Raw genomic sequence first — 16,406 nt, 5'->3', positions numbered from 1 at the left:
CTCGCCGACGTGCTCGACCACGCCGTCCTCCAGCGGGCGGCGGCCCCTCGGGCTCGGGCCGGACACGAGCCGGTCGACCGTGCGCCAGGTGACGTCGAAGGCGTGCGCGATCGTCCGGCCGGACTCGGCCAGCCTGCGCATCAGCGCCTCGGCGTCGAGCAGGCCGAGTTGGGCCGCGACGGCGTCCTGCTCCTGCAGCACCAGCCGGTCGCCGCCGCGCGAGGTCACGACGTGCAGCGCGTGCCGTACGTCGAGGATGAACTCGTACGCCTCGCGGGCGCGCGGCCCCGGGGCGGAGGCGACCCAGGCGGCGGCCACCGCCTGCATCGCCTGAAGGTCGCGCAGGCCGCCCCTGCCGTCCTTGAGGTCGGGTTCGAGCAGGAAGGCCAGTTCGCCGCTGCTGCCGGCACGGCGGTCCGCGGCCTCGCGGAGTTCGGCCAGGCGGCGCCGGGAGTCGGCCCGCCACTCGGCGAGGACGGTCTCCCGCGCCCGTCTGGTCAGGTCGGCCGACCCGGCCACGTGGCGGGCCTGGATGAGGCCGAGCACCGCCTTGAGGTCGTCGCGGGCCACGCGCACGGCCTCCTCGACCGTGCGGACGGAGTGGTCGAGGCCGACGCCCGCGTCCCACACCGGGTACCAGACGCGCTCGGCGACCAGCGCGATGTCGTCGCGGCCCTCGTGGAGCAGCACCAGGTCGAGGTCGCTGCCGGGCGCGAGTTCGCGGCGGCCGAGGCTGCCGACCGCGACGAGCGCGGTGCCCGCGCCGTCGTCCGCCGTGCGGAAGAGGTCCTTGAGCCAGCGGTCGGTGTCGGCGGCCCGCGCGGCGCGGGCCGAGGCGAACGAGCGCGCCTGGCCGCTCACAGCGCCTCCGGCCCCCGCTCTCCCGTGCGCACGCGGACCACCGTGTCCACGGGTACCGACCACACCTTGCCGTCACCGATCTTGCCGGTCTGCGCGGCCTTGACGATCACGTCCACGACGTCCTCGGCGTCGTCCTCCTCGGCCAGGACCTCGATCCGGACCTTCGGCACCAGGTCGACCTGGTACTCGGCGCCCCGGTAGACCTCGGTGTGACCGCGCTGCCTGCCGTAGCCGCTGGCCTCGCTGACCGTCATGCCCCTGATGCCGAACTGCTCCAGCGCGGCCTTGACGTCGTCGAGCTTGAACGGCTTGACGACGGCGGTGATGAGTCTCATGCGTCCACCTTCTTGGTGCTGGTCAGGGGGCTCTTGCCGGTGACCACGCCGGAGGCGTGGACGCTGCCGAGGTCGTAGCCGGTCTCGGCGTGGGTGGTGATGTCGACACCGGTGACCTCGGCGTCCTCGGCGATCCTGAAGCCCATCGTCTTGTCGATCACCTTGCCGATGATCCATGACAGGGCGAAGGAGTAGCCGCCGACCACGACGGGGCCGAGCACCTGGAGTCCGAGCTGGCTGAGCTGGCCGCCCTCGATCAGCACGCCCTTGTTCTGGCCGGGCAGGAAGGGGTAGGCGGCGACGAAGCCGAGCGCGACGGCGCCGACCACGCCGCCGACCAGGTGCACGCCGACGACGTCGAGGGAGTCGTCGAAGCCGAGCCGGTACTTCAGGCCGACGGCGAAGCAGCAGCCCACTCCGGCGAGCAGGCCGATGAGGACGGCGGCCCACGGGTCGACGAATCCGCACGCGGGGGTGATGGCGACGAGCCCGGCGACCGCGCCGGAGGCGGCGCCGAGAGTGGTGGCGTGGCCATCGCGCAGCTTCTCGACGACGAGCCAGGCCCCGGCGGCGACGGACGCGGCGACCTGGGTGTTCATGAAGGCGAGCCCGGCGGTCTGGTCGGGGGCGAGCTCGGAGCCGGCGTTGAAGCCGAACCAGCCGAACCACAGCAGGCCGGTGCCGAGGAGCACGAGGGTGAGGTTGTGGGGACGCATCGGCTCCTTCCGCCAGCCCTGCCGCCTGCCGAGCACCAGGGCGAGGGCGAGGGCGGCGGCTCCGGCGTTGATGTGGACGACGGTGCCGCCCGCGAAGTCCTCGATGCCGAGCTGGCTGAGCCAGCCGCCGCCCCACACCCAGTGGGCCACGGGGAAGTACACCACGGTGGCCCACACCAGCGAGAACACGACCCAGGCGCCGAACTTGGCACGGTCGGCGACGGCGCCGCTGATCAGCGCGACGGTGATGATCGCGAACGTCAGCTGGAAGGCGGAGAAGACCATCAGCGGGAAGTTGTCGGCGGCGGCGGCCTCCGGGGTGACCTGGCCGCCCGCGACGATCAGGTTCTCGTAGACGGCGGTGAAGACCCCGCTCAGCCCGACGTAGTCGAGGCCGCCGATGAACTTGTTGAGGAACCCGCCGGAGTCGCCGGCGGCGTCGAAGGCCAGCGAGTACCCGTAAAGGACCCAGGTGACGGTCACGACCACGATGCTGACGAAGGACATCATCATCATGTTCAGGACGCTCTTGGCCCTGGTCATGCCCCCGTAGAAGAACGCGAGGCCCGGAGTCATCAGCAGCACGAGGGCCGTGCACACGAGCATCCAGGCGGTGGTGCCGCTATCGATCATCGATGCGAGCCTCCTCAGATCGGCCTATGCCCGGAAGCGTCGTGCGCACCGGTTTCGCGGCTCGACCAAGCGTGTTTCACCTGAGTGAATCTCGCCTCGGGGATATTTCCCCGGTGTTTCGGATCCCGCACAGCGCCGTTTTCGGCTGCCCGCCCTTCCTCTCTACGACGGCCCGGCCCCGGGCACCGCCACCCACCGCCGAGGCTGAGGGCCTCCAGGGGCACGCTCCTGCCCTCCCGGCCTCCCGCCGCGACGACCTGCTGGGACGACCTACCGGGAGGCGGCGGTGCTGGAGGCAGCGGACCGGACGAAGCGCAGCACCGTCGCGAGTTCGGCGTCGGAGAAGCCGGAGAGGTCCGCCCTGGTGCGTTCGACGAGTCCGGCGTAGGCGGCCGCGACCCGGGCCAGACCCTCCTCGGTCGGCTCGATGAGCACCTTGCGGCGGTCGGCCGCGTCGGGCACCCGCCGTACGCATCCGGCGGACTCCAGCCGGTCGATCATCCGGGAGGCCGAACCGGAGGTGAGGTTGACCTGCCTGGCCAGGGCGCCGGGGGTGGCCGGGCCGTACTGGCCGAGGACGTGCAGGCACTGCACGTCGGTGTCGGTGACGCCGAGCTGGGCGGCGACGACGCTGTTGAGGCTGACCACCTCGATCGCCCATTCGGGCAGCGCCTGGCCGACGAGCGCGTCCATCAGCTTGTCCCTGTCCATACCCGTCACACCATTCCGCTGCGCGACGCAGCAATTTCTCGGCTATAGTGTCTGCGCCACGCATTAACTGCGTGACACAGAGAATTTTACCGCACCAGGGAGCGCCATGCAGATCTCCGGCCGTAGAGCCGTGATCGTCCTCAGTGTCATCCTCATCGCCGACTTCATGGAACTCCTCGACGGCACGATCGTCAGTGTCGCCGCCCCCGCCATCGCGGCGGAACTCGGCGCGGGCGAGGCCGCGCTGCAATGGCTCGTCGCCGGATACACCCTCGCCGTCGGCGCCGGCCTCATCACCGGCGGCCGCCTCGGCGACCAGTACGGCCGCCGCCGCATGTTCCTGCTCGGCCTCGCCGGGTTCCTGGTGGCCTCGATCGGCTGCGGCCTCGCGCCGGACTCCGGAACGCTCATCGCCATGCGCGTGCTCCAGGGACTGGCGGGCGGCCTGATGATCCCGCAGGTGTTCGGCGTCATCCGGGCCACCTTCGCCCCCGAGGCCCGCGCCAAGGCGCTGGGGGCCTACGGCGCGGTGCTCGGCGTGGCCTCGGTCGCCGGGCCGCTGCTCGGCGGCCTGCTCGTCGGCAGCGGCTGGGGCTGGCGCTCGATCTTCTGGGTGAACGTGCCCATCGCGATCATCGGACTGATCGTCGGCGCCAAGTACATGCCGGAGTCACGCGTCGACGAGCGGCAGCGCCTCGACGTGCCCGGGGCGCTGATGTCGGCCGCCGCCGTCCTCCTCCTCATGCTGCCGCTCGTCCAGGGCCGTGACTGGGGCTGGCCCTGGTGGGCGTTCGCGCTGATGGTGCTGGCCGTCCCGCTGGGCTGGGTGTTCATGGGGCGGGAGCGGCGGCTGGTCGCCCAGGGCGAGCAGCCGATCTTCGACCCGGGCCTGCTGCGGGTGCGCGCGTTCACCGGCGGGCTGGCCGCCTCGCTGCTGTTCTTCGGGGCGCTCGGTTCCTACTTCCTGCTGCTGTCGCTGTACCTGCAGCTCGGCACCGGGCGCACGGCGATGGAGACCGGCCTGGTGATCCTGCCGTACGCGCTCGCCTCGATCGTCACCTCCGGCATCGGCGTGCAGTTCGCCAACCGCGCGGTGATCGTCTCGGGGTCCGTGCTGCTGGCGGCCTCCCAGGTGATCCTGCTGCTGATGATCGGTGACGGCGGCAACCCGTCCTACTGGGCGCTCGCCGTCCCGCTGACGATCGGCGGCCTCGGGCTCGGCCTCACCGCACCTTCGCTGATCAACGTGGTGCTCGCCGGCGTCCCCTCCGAGAACGCGGGCGCGGCGGGCGGAGTGCTCACCACCGTGACCCAGCTCGGCAACGCGGTCGGCGTCGCCATCCTGGGCGCGGTGTTCTTCAGCACGCTCGGCGCCGAGAACGACTACGGCGCCGCCCTGGAGTCGATCCTGCCGTGGCAGGTGCTCTGCTACGTCGCGGCGGCCGGGCTGATGTTCCTGCTGCCCAAGAAGGCGATGCAGACCGAGCACGCCTGAGCGCTCACGAGGCGGCACGGGCCCGGCCCGCGCCGCCTCACAGCACGGTGACCTGGAAGTGGGCGGCCTTCCACTCGCCGTCGAGCCGTACGAGGGCGGTCGTCGCGTACACGCGCATCGTGCGCGTCTCTCCGTCGGTGATCATGTCGATCTCGACCTTGGCCGTGTGGACCACGCTGTCGTCGGTCAGCCGGACCACCCGATGCTCCGACTGCTCGGTGCGGATGTAGGGGTTGTGGTTCTCCGCGAAGCCCTTGAGGATCGCCGCCCGGTCGCTCACCACACCCCAGGGCGAGACGCTGAGCACGTCCTCGGTCAGGTAGCGGTCGTAGAAGTCGGGGTCGCCGTTCCTGTTGGCCTCCCAGGCCCGCTCGGTCAGCTCGATGATCTCGTCCATGACGTACCCCTTACTCCGCGACACCGGTTTAACTGGTGTAAAGCTACACTTCACCTATGGACGGTGCAAATGGGATGTGGCTGGAGCCGCGAGACGGGCAGCGCTTCCGCTTCGACGCCGGGACGCTGTGCCTGGAGTTCCTGCTCACCGGGTGTATGGAGCCGTGGGAGCTACTGCACGCCGAGGGCGACCTGGCCGCCTGGATCCCCTCCTCCCGCCTGCGGATCGAGGGCCCGGTGGTCGAGGAGAGCGGCGACCTGGCCTCGGCCAAACGGCTGCGCGCGGCCCTCTTCCACCTCGCGCTCGCGGCGGCGGACCCCGCCTTCCCCGTACCCCGGGCGCCCGAGCCGGAAAGCCTCGCGGTGCTCACCGGCATGGCGGCCGCGCCGCCGCCCGCGCCCACGATCACGGCGGGACGGGAGCGCGGCTGGGCCTACCCGGTGACCGCGCGCCAGTTCATGTCGGCCGTGGCGCGCGACGCGATCGGCCTGTTCGGCGGCGGAGATCTCAGCCGAATTCGCATCTGCGGCGGCGAGCGCTGCTACCTGCTGTTTCTCGACACCTCACGGCCGGGGACGCGCCGCTGGTGCTCGATGGACCGATGTGGAAACAGGCAAAAACTCCGGACTCGCCGTAAGATCGCCGAATGAGGGATCTTGTCGGTGTTGCGGCGGCCGGCGACGCCGTCCGGTGACGTCGAGCCCGGGGAAGACCTCAGCACCGGCGAGATCACCTACAGCGCCCCCTCGGCCTTCTCCCCGGCGGACGAGGCGACGGGCCCGCCCCCCTCGAACGGGCCCGTTCGCCGGCGTTTCAGGGTTCCTGCGGCTATGCCGCCGCGTCGGCCATCTTCCGCAGCCGGGCCAGCGCGTCGCGCTCGATGCGGCGGGCACGGTCGCGGCCGATGCCGTACCGCTCGCCGACCTCGGTGAGCGTGTGCTCACGGCCGTCCACCAGGCCGTAGCGCCAGCGCAGCATCTCGGAGGCGCTGCCCTCCAGCCCGGTCAGCCACTGGTCGAGGCGCTCCTTCTCCAGGATCTCGATCGCCTGCTGCTCGGGGTCGGCCCACGTCTCGTCGGCGATCATGTCGCCGAGCTCGGTCTCGTCCTCGTCGCCCACGCCCAGTTGCAGCGAGACCGGGTCGGAGGCCCAGCGGCGCAGCTCGCGCACCCGCTCGACCGGCAGCTCAAGCACCGTCGCGAGGTCGTCATCGGTCGGCTCGGCGTCGAGTTCGGCCATCATGTCGCGCCGCACCCGCATCAGCCGGGTCATCTGCTCCCCCGCGTGCGTGGGCAGCCGCACCGGCCGCGCCTGCTCGTGGATGGCCCGGCCGACCGACTGCCTGATCCACCAGGTGGCGTAGGTGGAGAACTTGTAGCCCCGCTGGTAGTCGAACTTCTCCACCGCCCGCACCAGGCCCAGGTTCCCCTCCTGGACCAGGTCGATCAGGGGCATCCCCCGCCCCGAGTACTTGCGCGCCACGGCGACCACCAGGCGCAGGTTGGCCTGGATGAACTCGTCCTTGGCCCGCTGCCCCGATATCGCCAGCCGCTCCAGCTCCTCGTCGGCGCAGTCGCCGACGCGCGGCTCCGCGCCCCCGCTGTCGAGCAGATGCTCGGCGAACAGGCCGGCCTCGATGCGCTTGGCGAGCTCGACCTCCTCGTCGGCGGTGAGCAGCGGGACCCTGCCTATCTCCGCCAGATAGGTTCCGAGCAGGTCGCGGTCGGCGACCTCCTGCGTGCGACTCCCCGTAGGCCTTGCCATCCCCAGGCACCTCGTTCCCGCAGCTGCGTTCTATATCCGGCCAACGAGTCGCCCGCCGCAAAGATTCCCTAAAGGACTACGCCGCTGGGAGGGTTTCCGTGCTCCTACCCAGGGAGGAGACACGCGCGACCAAAGGAACCCCCGGCCGGTATGCGAGGTGCACATACGAGGGTGCGTCGAGCACCGCCCAGTCCGCCCGCGCGCCCGGGCGCAGCACGCCGACGTCGTCGCGCCGCAGCGCCCTGGCGCCGCCGTACGTCGCGGCCCTGACCGCCTCCAGCGGGGTCATCCGCATCTCCCGTACGGCCAGCGCCACGCAGAACGGCATCGACGAGGTGAACGACGAGCCCGGGTTGCAGTCGGTGGCGATGGCCACGGTCGCCCCGGCGTCGATGAGCCTGCGCGCGTCCGGGTAGGGCGAGCGGGTGGAGAACTCGGCTCCCGGCAGGAGGGTGGCCACGGTGTCCGAGGAGGCCAGGGCGTCCACGTCGGCGTCGCTCAGGTGCGTGCAGTGGTCGGCCGAGGCCGCGCCGAGCTCGACCGCGAGCCGTACGCCCGGCCCTTCCGTGAGCTGGTTGGCGTGCACGCGCGGCAGCAGCCCCGCCCGCATGCCCTGGGTGAGGATCTCCCTGCTCTGGTCGCCGTCGAAGGCGCCGCGCTCGCAGAAGACGTCCACCCAGCGCGCGTACGGCGCGCACGCGGCCAGCATCTCCCCCGTCACCAGCCGCACGTAGTCGTCGGCCGACACGCCGTCCGGGACCACGTGGGCGCCGAGGTAGGTGGTCTCGCTCGTCCAGTCGGCGGCGATGCGCAAAGATCGCAGTTCGTCCTCGACGGTGAGGCCGTAGCCGCTCTTGATCTCCACCGTGGTGGTGCCCTGGCGGCGCATCTCCTCGACCAGGCCCGCGACGCGGGCCCGCAGGGTCTCGTCGTCGGCCGCGCGGGTGGCGGCGACGGTCGTGCGGATGCCGCCCGCGCTGTAGGCCCGGCCCGACATCCGGGCGGCGAACTCGGCGGTACGGTCCCCGGCGAACACCAGGTGCGCGTGGCTGTCCACGAAGCCGGGGATGACGCAGCGGCCGCCGACGTCCTCGCGCAGGTCGGTGTCCGGCGCCCGGCTCGCGGGCCCGGTCCAGACGACGCGGCCGTCCTGGACGACCATGGCCGCGTCGGCGATCTCCTCGCGCTCGGGGTCGCCGGTGTAGAGCAGGCCGATGCCGTCGATCAGCACGGAAGACCGGCCGGGGGCCGCCCCGGGGGCGGACGCGGGCGTGGGGGTCGGGCCGGGGGCCTGGCCTTGAGTCGGGGTCATCGCAGTGCTCCAATCGCGTCGGACAGAAGCTGACCGACATTTCCCAAAATATGGTGACCATCTATGACCACCTGGCGGCCTGAGGACACCACCGAGTGCACGTCCGCCGCCGTCGCCGCGAACACCGCCGCCTCGGCTCCGGTGGCGCCGGCCGTACGGACCGAGTCGAGGCGGACCGAGACCAGGTCGGCCCACGCGCCCGGGACGATCACCCCCGCGTCGGGGAAGCCCAGCGACGCGTGGCCCGCCGCCGTGGCGGCGTGCAGCAGTTCGGCCGCCCGCCAGTGCCCGCGCCGCTCGCTGGCCAGCCGTTCGTTCAGCTCGACCGCCCGCGCCTCCTCGAACAGATCGACCACCGCGTGACTGTCGGAGCCGAGCGTGATCGGCGAGCCGCGCTCGAACAGCGGGCGCGCGGGGCCGATGCCGTCGGCGAGGTCGCGTTCCGTCGTCGGGCACATGCACACGTGGGTGCCGGAGCCGCCCAGCAGGTCCTGATCGGCGCCGGTCAGGTGGGTGGCGTGGACGGCGGTAGAGCGCGGGCCGAGCGCGCCGCTGTCGTGCAGCACCCGCACCGGCGTCGCCGAGTACGCCGCGAGGCACGCCTCGTTCTCCGCCCGCTGCTCGGAGACGTGCGCGTGCAGCGGCGCGTCGTGGCGGCGGGCGAAGTCCGCGACCACCGGCATCTGCTCGGCGGGCACCGCCCGCACCGAGTGGACGGCCGCGCCCACGACCACGTCCGGCGCGCCCGCGTACCGTGCGGCGAGGTCCTGCGCCCGCTCGGCCCAGCGGGCGGCGTCGCCGTCGCCGAAGCGCTCCTGCGGGCCGCTCAGCGGGGTGCCGATGCCGCCGGTCAGGTAGCAGGTGTCGAGCAGGGCGACGCGCAGCCCGGCCCGGCGGGCGGCCTCCGCCAGCACCTCGCCCATGATGTTCGGGTCGTCGTACGGCCGCCCGCCGGGCGCGTGGTGCAGGTAGTGGAACTCGCCCACGCACGTGATGCCCGCCATGGCCATCTCCGCGTAGGCGGCGGTGGCGAGCGCCAGGTAGGAGTCGGGGTCGAGGCGGGCGGCGACGCCGTACATCTGCTCGCGCCAGGTCCAGAAGTCGCCCCTGCCGGTCTGCGTGGCGCCGCGCAGCGCCCGGTGGAAGGCGTGCGAGTGGGCGTTGGCGAGGCCCGGCAGCGTCAGGCCGGGCAGGCGTACGGCGCCGGGCGACGGCCCGCCGCGACCGAGCGCGGTGACCCGCTCGCCCTCGATCTCCACGAGCACGTCGGCGGCGAGCCCGCCGGGCAGCCACGCCTGCTCGCACCAGTACGTCACCGGCACAGTTCCTCCAGCACCTCGGCCAGGGCGCGGACACCGGCCGCGCAGTCCGTTTCCTCCGCGTGCTCCTCGGGAGAGTGGGAGACGCCCGTGGGGTTTCGGACGAACAGCATCGCCGACGGCACCCCGGCCGAGGCGAGGATGCCCGCGTCGTGCCCGGCGCCGGTCGGCAGCACGGGCACCGGCCCGCCCGTGCTGCGCGCGGCCGCGGTCGCCACCCGGTCCCGCAGGGCCACCTCGAAGTCCACGACCGGCGTCCAGGACTCCTCTCGCACCTCGACGGCTCGCGAGGGCGCCACAGGACCGTCGGCGGCCGAGTCACCGGGCGGGGGCCCGCCGACAGTGGGCGCGACCGTGCCGGACCGGGGCAGGTTCACCAGGTCGGTCAGCTCCTCGACCAGGGCGCGGACCTCCTTCTCCCCGGCGCCGCGCGCGTCGAGCCAGGCCGAGACCAGCCCCGGGATGGCGTTGGCGTTGTTGGGCGAGACCCGGACCTTCCCGAACGTCGCCACCACGCCGTGCCGTACGGCGGCCTCCCGGGCGGCGAGCACGGCGGCCGCGTAGGCGAGCATGGGGTCGTCGCGGTCGGCCAGCAGGGTGGTGCCCGCGTGGTTGGCCTGCCCCCGGAAGTCGAAGCGCCAGCGCCCGTGCGGCCAGATCGCGGCGGCCACCCCCACGGGCGCGTCCAGGTCGGCCAGCGCCCGGCCCTGCTCGACGTGCAGTTCGACGAAGACGCCGACGTGGGCGCGCGTCTCAGGGTCGGCGCCGAGCGCGTGCGGGTCGCGCCCGGCCCCGGCCAGTACGTCCGCGAGGCTGTCACCGGCGTCGTCGCGCAGACCTCTGGCCCGGTCGGGGTCGAGCAGCCCGGTCATGAGCCGCGATCCCATGCAGGGAACCCCGAACCGGGCGCCCTCCTCGTCGGTGAAGCACGCGATCCCGAGCGGCCTCGCGGGCGTGACGCCTCGGGAGCGGAGCACGTCGAGGGCCTGGAAGGCGGACACGACGCCGAGGGGGCCGTCGTAGGCGCCGCCCTGCCGTACGGAGTCGAGGTGGCTGCCCGTGACCACGCCCGGCTGTCGCGAGGGGTCGCCCCACCAGGCCCACAGGTTGCCGTTGCGGTCTTCCCGCAGGTCGAGGCCGCGCCGCCGGGCCTCGCCCGCGAACCATTCACGAAGTCCGAGGTCGGCGGCCGACCAGGCGTCCCTGACGTAGCCGCCGGTGGTGGGGTCGCGGCCGATGAGCGCTAGTTCGCCAAGCATGGGATCACTGTAGTGAATGAATCCATTCAGCGGGGGGTTAGGTGACCGGTCCGCCTCTGGGCCGCAGCGTGAGTTCGGTCAGATGGGCGTCGGGGCCGGCGTTCAGGCAGGCGAGGACGGCCCGCGCCACCGTCTCGGCCGCGAGGTAGCGGTCCGGCTGGTACTCGCCGCCCTCCTGTTCCCGCACCTGGCGCTGCATGTCGGTGTCGATGCGGCCGGGATAGACGGTGGTGACGCGCAGCGCGGGCTCCTCCTCGCGCAGCGCGTCGGCGAAGGCGCGCAGAGCGAACTTGGAGGCGGCGTAGGACGCCCAGCCGGGGTTGGCGCGCTGGCCGGCGCCGGAGTTGACGCAGAACACGTGGCCGCCGGACGCGCGCAGGGCGGGCAGCAGCAGACGGGTCGACTCGGCCACGGCCACGATGTTGAGGTCGAAGGTCTCGCGCCACACCGATGCGGGCGTGTCGGCGATCCGGCCCAGCCTGGCCAGGCCCGCGCTGTGGACGAGCACGTCGAGCCGGGCGAGTTCGGGCAGGTCGGCCGGGGTGAGGCGGGTCAGCTCCACCGGCCAGGCGACGGCGTCGGGCAGTTCGGCGGCGAGGCCGGCCAGCGCGCTCTCGTCACGGCCGCCGAGGATCACACGGTGGGTGGGGCCGAGGGCGCGGGCCACGGCCGCACCGACTCCCCGGGAGGCCCCTGTCACCAGCGCCGTTGGTCGTTCGATCATGGCGCTCAGCGTACGCGCTTGACAGTCACTCAAATTTGTATTCAAATTTGAGTGTGTCATCGACTCGCATCCTCATCCTCGGCACCCTGCTCGACGGCCCCCTGAACGGCTACCAGATCCGCCGCCGGCTCGAACTGTGGGGCACCGACAACTGGGCCAACGTGGCGTTCGGCTCGATCTACCACGGGTTGTCGAAGATGGCGGACGAGGGACTGCTGGAGATCGTCGAGAGCGGGAAGGGCGGCAAGACCGTCTACGCGCTCACCGACGACGGCCGCTTCGAGTTCCACCACCAGCTGATGGCCAACTGGGGCGAGATCAAACCGATCGTGGACCCCTTCCAGGTCGCCGTGACCTACCTGGACCGGCTGCCCCGGGAGCAGTTGGTCGAGGTCCTCGGCATCCGCATCGAGCAGACCCGGCTCGCGGTGGCCGGCATCGAACGCACACTCTCCACCAAGGCCCGGTTCGGGGCCCCCAAGCACATCGACGAGAACCTCCGGCTGGCCCAGGCCATGCTCGCCGCCCAGCTCGACTGGTGCGTCCAGGCCCTGGCGAAGGTGGAGGCCGACGAGCTTCCCTAGGAGCAGGATGATCATCTCCGCGCAAGGTCTGACGAAGACCTTCACCACGAAGAGCAGAAAAGGCGCCAAGAAGGTCGAGGCCGTGCGCGGCGTCGATCTGCGGGTCGAGAAGGGCGAGATCTTCGGCGTTCTCGGCCCCAACGGCGCAGGCAAGACCACCACGATCCGCATGCTCGCCACCCTCCTCGTCCCCGACTCGGGGCAGGCCACGGTGGCCGGGCACGACCTGGTCGCCGACCCCTCCGGCGTACGGCGCAACCTCGGCTACGTGAGCCAGGCGGGCGGCGTCGAGGAGCAGAACACCCCGCGCGCCCAGGTCGTCTTCGCCGCCCGTGCGCACCGGGTGCAGAATCCGGTGGAGGCGGCCGACCAGGTGCTGCGCCGCTTCGACCTGCACGAGATCGCCGACCGGCCGGGCCGTACGCTGTCGGGCGGCCAGAAGCGGCGCGTCGCCATCGCACTCGGGCTGGTCCACGCGCCACCCTTACTCTTCCTGGACGAGCCCACCACCGGCCTCGACCCGCAGAACCGGGCCAACCTGTGGGAGCGCATCCGCGAACTGCGCGACCTCGGCACCAGCGTGCTGCTCAGCACCCACTACCTGGACGAGGCCGACGCCCTCTGCGACCGCCTGGCGATCGTCGACCACGGCGTCGTCGTGGCCGAGGGCACCCCCGGCGACCTCAAGCGCGAGCTCTCCGGCGACGTCGTCACGCTGCGCACCACCGAGACCGAGCGGGCCGCGCGGGTGCTGGCCCCGCTGGCGCGTGAGAGCCGCGTGGACGACGACGTGCTGCGCGTCTACGTGGACGACGGCGAGCACACGCTGCCCGTCCTGCTCAGACGGCTCGAAGAGGAAGGGCTGGCGCTGAAGTCCGTGGCGCTGGACCGATCCACCCTCGACGACGTCTTCCTCGCCAAGACCGGACGCTCGCTCAGGGACACCGGCGCGGAGACGGGGGCCACGGCATGATCCGCGACACCGCCCTGTTCTTCGCCCACGAGGCCAGGAACACCCTGCGCAACCCGATCTGGCCGCTGTTCGGCATCACCCAGCCGGTGCTCTACCTGCTGCTGTTCGCGCCACTGTTCGCGGGCGGCTCCTTCCAGGGCGAGATGGGCACGGCGCTGTCCACCTTCGCCCCCGGGATGCTCGTCATCACCGCCCTGTTCGGCTCGATGGGCGTCGCCTACGGCACGATCTTCGAGCTGCGCAACGGCGTGCTGGAGCGGATCGCGGTCAGCCCGGTGTGGCGGCCGTCCATCGTGCTCGGCCGCATGCTGCGCGACGTCGCCGTGCTGATGGTCCAGTCGCTGGCCGTGATGCTCGTGGCCATGGCGATGGGGCTGCGCGTCGGACCGCTGGGCGTGCTGCTCATGCTGGCGCTGCTGGCCGTCACGGGCCTGTTCGCCTCCGGCGTCGCCTACGGCCTGGCCCTCAGCCTGCGCGACGAGAACGCGATGGGGCAGATCATGCAGTTCTTCGCGCTGCCGCTGATGCTGCTGTCCGGCGCGCTGCTGCCGATGGCCTTCGGCCCCGACTGGCTGGAGACGATCTCCTGGTTCACGCCCTTCTACCACCCGGTGGAAGCCGGCCGGGCGCTGTTCGCCGGGGACTTCGGCGACGTGTCGGTACCGCTGGCGTTCGGCATCATGCTCGGGCTGGCGGCGCTGACGGTGACGTGGTCGGTGCGCTCGCTACGCAGGCTCGCCGGGTAGGAACGTCCCGGTCTCCTCGGTCATCCGCTCGAACTCCTCCAGCCGCGCCTGCGTGCGCAGCGGCGCTGCGTCGGCCATGGCCTCCACCAGGGCCATGGCCAGCGCGAGCGGCGCGGCGTGGGAGTCGAAGACCAGCCGGGCGCCCACGGGCGCGTCGAGCACCACGTCGGCGGGGAAGTCGGGGCGGTCGCAGATGACGGCCGTGCGCAGCCCCGTCCGCCGCGCGTACTCCAGCGCCTGCACGGCCTCCGCCGGGTAACGGGGCAGCACGACGGCCAGCAGCCAGCCCGCCCCCGCCCGGCGGACGGCGTGCAGGCCGTCGAGCAGCTCCGAGCCGCCGTGGGTGAACAGCCGCACGTCCGGGTGGATGCGCCTGGCGTAGTAGGCGAAGGTCGTGGCCAGGCCGCCCGAGACCCGCAGGCCCAGCACGGGCAGCGGTTCGCTGGCGGCCAGGGCCTCGCCGAGTTCCTTGAGCGGCGTGGTGGCCAGCCGCTCGCGGACCGAGGTGAGGTTCCTGATCTCGTCGTCGATGGCGCTGTGGATGAGCGAGCGCTCGCCCGCCCGGTCGCCCAGCACCAGCGGGCGCAGCGCCTGCCGCAGCTCGGGGTATCCGGCGAAGCCGAGCACCATCGCGAACCTGGTGACGGACGGCTGGCTGACGCCCGCCCGCTCGGCCAGCTCGACCGAGGACAGGAAGATCGCCTCGTCGAGGTGCTCGGCGAGGTAGTGCACGATCCGCCGCTGGACCGGCGAGAGCCTGCGCCCGCCGACCAGCTGTTCCAGCCCGCTGTGCGTCACGCCTCCTTCCAACGCCCCGCCCTCCCAACGTCATCCCGAGGCCAACGTCATCCCGAGGGCCGCAGGGGCTTCGTTCCACGTCCGGCCCTCGCCGTCATGCCGAGGGACGCGCTCAGGACTCTCGCATCGGCACCCGCACGCCCCGCTCCCGCGCGACCTCGACGGCCTCGTCGTACCCGGCGTCCACGTGCCGCATCACCCCGGTACCAGGGTCGTTGGTGAGCACCCGGTTGACCTTCTCCCCCGCCAGGGCGGTGCCGTCGGCGACCGTGACCTGCCCGGCGTGGATCGAGCGGCCGATGCCGACGCCGCCGCCGTGGTGGATCGACACCCAGGAGGCGCCGGAGGCGGTGTTGAGCATGGCGTTGAGCAGCGGCCAGTCGGCGATGGCGTCGGAGCCGTCGGCCATCGCCTCGGTCTCCCGGTACGGCGAGGCCACCGACCCGCTGTCGAGGTGGTCGCGCCCGATGACGACCGGCGCCCGCAGTTCGCCGGAGGCGACCATGTCGTTGAAGCGCTCGCCCGCCAGGTGGCGCTCGCCGTAGCCGAGCCAGCAGATGCGTGCCGGAAGCCCCTGGAAGTGCACCTTCTCCCCCGCCTTGCGGATCCACCTGGCCAGCGGCTCGTTGTCGGGGAACAGCTCCAGGACGGCCCGGTCGGTGGCGGCGATGTCGGCCGGGTCACCGGACAGCGCGGCCCAGCGGAAGGGGCCTTTGCCCTCGCAGAACAGCGGCCGGATGTAGGCGGGCACGAACCCGGGGAAGTCGAAGGCGCGGCCGTACCCGGCGAGCTGGGCCTCGCCCCTGATGGAGTTGCCGTAGTCGAAGACCTCCGCGCCCGCGTCCTTGAAGCCGACCATGGCCTCGACGTGCCTGGCCATGGACTCGCGGGCCTTCTGGGTGAATCCGGCGGGGTCCTTCTCGCGCGCGGCGGCCATGTCCTCGAAGGCCACGCCGAGAGGCAGGTACATGAGGGGGTCGTGGGCGGAGGTCTGGTCGGTGACGATGTCGATCTCGGCGCCGCGCGCCAGCAGTTCCGGCAGGGCCTGCGCGGCGTTGGCGACGAGGCCGATGGACAGCGGCCTGCGGGCGTCGCGGGCCTCGTAGGCCAGGCGCAGGGCCTCGTCGAGGGTGGCGGCCTCGACGTCGAGGTAGCGGTGCTCGATGCGGCGGGCGACGCTGCGCGGGTCGCAGTCGAGGCAGATGGCGACGCCGCCGTTCATGGTGACGGCCAGCGGCTGGGCGCCGCCCATGCCGCCGAGCCCGGCGGTCAGCGTGACGGTGCCTTCGAGGGAGCCGCCGAAGCGCTTGGCGGCGACGGCGGCGAAGGTCTCGTAGGTGCCCTGGAGGATGCCCTGGGTGCCGATGTAGATCCAGGAACCGGCGGTCATCTGCCCGTACATGGTCAGGCCGGCGGCCTCCAGCCTGCGGAACTCCTCCCAGTTCGCCCAGTCGGGCACCAGGTTGGAGTTGGCGATGAGCACCCTGGGCGCCCACTCGTGGGTGCGGAAGACCCCGACCGGGCGCCCCGACTGCACGAGCAGGGTCTCGTCGCCGTCGAGCGTGGTGAGCGTCCTGACCATCGCGTCGAACGACGGCCAGTCGCGCGCGGCCCGGCCCGAGCCGCCGTAGACGACGAGCTGCTCGGGGTGCTCGGCGACCTCGGGGTCGAGGTTGTTCTGGAGCATACGGAGGGCCGCCTCCTGCGGCCATCCCTTGGCGGTGAGCTGGCTGCCCCTCGGCGCGCGCACGACCCGACTCATAACACCTCTCCTGAATG

17 protein-coding genes are annotated in these 16,406 nt (G+C 72.3%); 5 read left to right on the top strand and 12 right to left on the bottom strand.

The annotated features are described in order from the left end of the window. From ABD120_RS38665 to ABD120_RS38650, 4 genes are all read right to left on the bottom strand, one after another. Nucleotides 1-861, bottom strand: an 861-nt coding sequence (locus ABD120_RS38665; RefSeq protein WP_486348454.1) for a [protein-PII] uridylyltransferase family protein, incomplete at its 3' end; no start/stop codon positions are given. Continuing rightward, a complete protein-coding gene (locus ABD120_RS38660) occupies nt 858-1,196 on the bottom strand; it encodes a P-II family nitrogen regulator (RefSeq protein WP_343955352.1) in 339 nt (112 codons plus the stop codon). The genes ABD120_RS38660 and ABD120_RS38665, both read right to left, overlap by 4 nt. Beyond that, the gene (locus tag ABD120_RS38655; protein WP_343955351.1) at nt 1,193-2,545 is read right to left on the bottom strand and encodes an ammonium transporter; all 1,353 of its coding nucleotides are present in this window, start codon (nt 2,543-2,545) and stop codon (nt 1,193-1,195) included. The genes ABD120_RS38660 and ABD120_RS38655 overlap by 4 nt, the downstream gene beginning before the upstream one ends. A 270-nt stretch (nt 2,546-2,815) precedes the next feature. Then, a complete protein-coding gene (locus ABD120_RS38650; RefSeq protein ID WP_343955350.1) occupies nt 2,816-3,256 on the bottom strand; it encodes a MarR family winged helix-turn-helix transcriptional regulator in 441 nt (146 codons plus the stop codon). A gap of 106 nt (nt 3,257-3,362) precedes the next feature. Here ABD120_RS38650 and ABD120_RS38645 point away from each other — a divergent pair, with 106 nt between their 5' ends. Further along, nucleotides 3,363-4,751 (top strand): MFS transporter, encoded by a 1,389-nt coding sequence (locus ABD120_RS38645; RefSeq protein WP_343955349.1) that lies wholly within the window; start codon nt 3,363-3,365, stop codon nt 4,749-4,751. A 37-nt stretch (nt 4,752-4,788) separates the two neighbouring features. On the opposite strand, the gene ABD120_RS38640 is transcribed toward ABD120_RS38645, so the two are convergent. Beyond that, nucleotides 4,789-5,148 (bottom strand): nuclear transport factor 2 family protein, encoded by a 360-nt coding sequence (locus ABD120_RS38640; RefSeq protein WP_343955348.1) that lies wholly within the window; start codon nt 5,146-5,148, stop codon nt 4,789-4,791. Between the two features lie 56 nt (nt 5,149-5,204). On the opposite strand from ABD120_RS38640, the gene ABD120_RS38635 reads away from it, so the two are divergent. Next, nucleotides 5,205-5,798 carry a CGNR zinc finger domain-containing protein gene (locus ABD120_RS38635; RefSeq protein WP_343955347.1) on the top strand — a complete coding sequence of 198 codons (594 nt, stop codon included), beginning with the start codon at nt 5,205-5,207 and terminating at the stop codon, nt 5,796-5,798. Between the two features lie 178 nt (nt 5,799-5,976). Here the strand turns inward: ABD120_RS38635 and ABD120_RS38630 are convergent, their stop codons facing one another. From ABD120_RS38630 to ABD120_RS38610, 5 genes are all read right to left on the bottom strand, one after another. Next, on the bottom strand, nt 5,977-6,912 hold the full coding sequence (locus ABD120_RS38630; protein WP_343955346.1) for a sigma-70 family RNA polymerase sigma factor: 936 nt from the start codon (nt 6,910-6,912) through the stop codon (nt 5,977-5,979). A 76-nt stretch (nt 6,913-6,988) separates the two neighbouring features. Beyond that, nucleotides 6,989-8,224 (bottom strand): imidazolonepropionase, encoded by a 1,236-nt coding sequence (gene hutI, locus ABD120_RS38625; RefSeq protein ID WP_343955345.1) that lies wholly within the window; start codon nt 8,222-8,224, stop codon nt 6,989-6,991. Then, entirely contained in the window at nt 8,221-9,546 is a 1,326-nt protein-coding gene (locus tag ABD120_RS38620) for a formimidoylglutamate deiminase (protein WP_343955344.1), read from the bottom strand. The genes hutI and ABD120_RS38620 overlap by 4 nt, the downstream gene beginning before the upstream one ends. Beyond that, nucleotides 9,537-10,802, bottom strand: a complete 1,266-nt coding sequence (locus ABD120_RS38615) for an allantoate amidohydrolase (RefSeq protein ID WP_343955343.1) — start codon at nt 10,800-10,802, stop codon at nt 9,537-9,539. Before ABD120_RS38615 ends, ABD120_RS38620 begins: the two co-directional genes overlap by 10 nt. Nucleotides 10,803-10,839: 37 nt before the next feature. Continuing rightward, a complete protein-coding gene (locus ABD120_RS38610; RefSeq protein ID WP_343955342.1) occupies nt 10,840-11,526 on the bottom strand; it encodes an SDR family oxidoreductase in 687 nt (228 codons plus the stop codon). A gap of 53 nt (nt 11,527-11,579) precedes the next feature. Between ABD120_RS38610 and ABD120_RS38605 the strand changes: the two genes are divergently transcribed. From ABD120_RS38605 to ABD120_RS38595, 3 genes are read left to right on the top strand one after another with little or no spacing between them, the layout of a single operon-like run. Further along, nucleotides 11,580-12,110 (top strand): PadR family transcriptional regulator, encoded by a 531-nt coding sequence (locus ABD120_RS38605; RefSeq protein ID WP_343955341.1) that lies wholly within the window; start codon nt 11,580-11,582, stop codon nt 12,108-12,110. 7 nt (nt 12,111-12,117) lie between these two features. Further along, nucleotides 12,118-13,083 (top strand): ATP-binding cassette domain-containing protein, encoded by a 966-nt coding sequence (locus ABD120_RS38600; RefSeq protein ID WP_343955340.1) that lies wholly within the window; start codon nt 12,118-12,120, stop codon nt 13,081-13,083. Then, nucleotides 13,080-13,829, top strand: a complete 750-nt coding sequence (locus ABD120_RS38595; protein WP_343955339.1) for an ABC transporter permease — start codon at nt 13,080-13,082, stop codon at nt 13,827-13,829. The genes ABD120_RS38600 and ABD120_RS38595 overlap by 4 nt, the downstream gene beginning before the upstream one ends. Here the strand turns inward: ABD120_RS38595 and ABD120_RS38590 are convergent. Then, nucleotides 13,809-14,627 carry a MurR/RpiR family transcriptional regulator gene (locus tag ABD120_RS38590; protein WP_343955338.1) on the bottom strand — a complete coding sequence of 273 codons (819 nt, stop codon included), beginning with the start codon at nt 14,625-14,627 and terminating at the stop codon, nt 13,809-13,811. The genes ABD120_RS38595 and ABD120_RS38590 overlap by 21 nt on opposite strands. Before the next feature lie 112 nt (nt 14,628-14,739). After that, the gene (gene hutU, locus ABD120_RS38585) at nt 14,740-16,389 is read right to left on the bottom strand and encodes a urocanate hydratase (RefSeq protein ID WP_343955337.1); all 1,650 of its coding nucleotides are present in this window, start codon (nt 16,387-16,389) and stop codon (nt 14,740-14,742) included. Nucleotides 16,390-16,406: the final 17 nt, after the last annotated feature.

Origin of the sequence: Nonomuraea longicatena, assembly GCF_039525605.1 — a bacterium.
GTDB lineage: Bacteria > Actinomycetota > Actinomycetes > Streptosporangiales > Streptosporangiaceae > Nonomuraea > Nonomuraea longicatena.
Note: the sequence above shows the minus strand (reverse complement) of the source record. Positions and strands in the feature narration are given on the sequence as shown.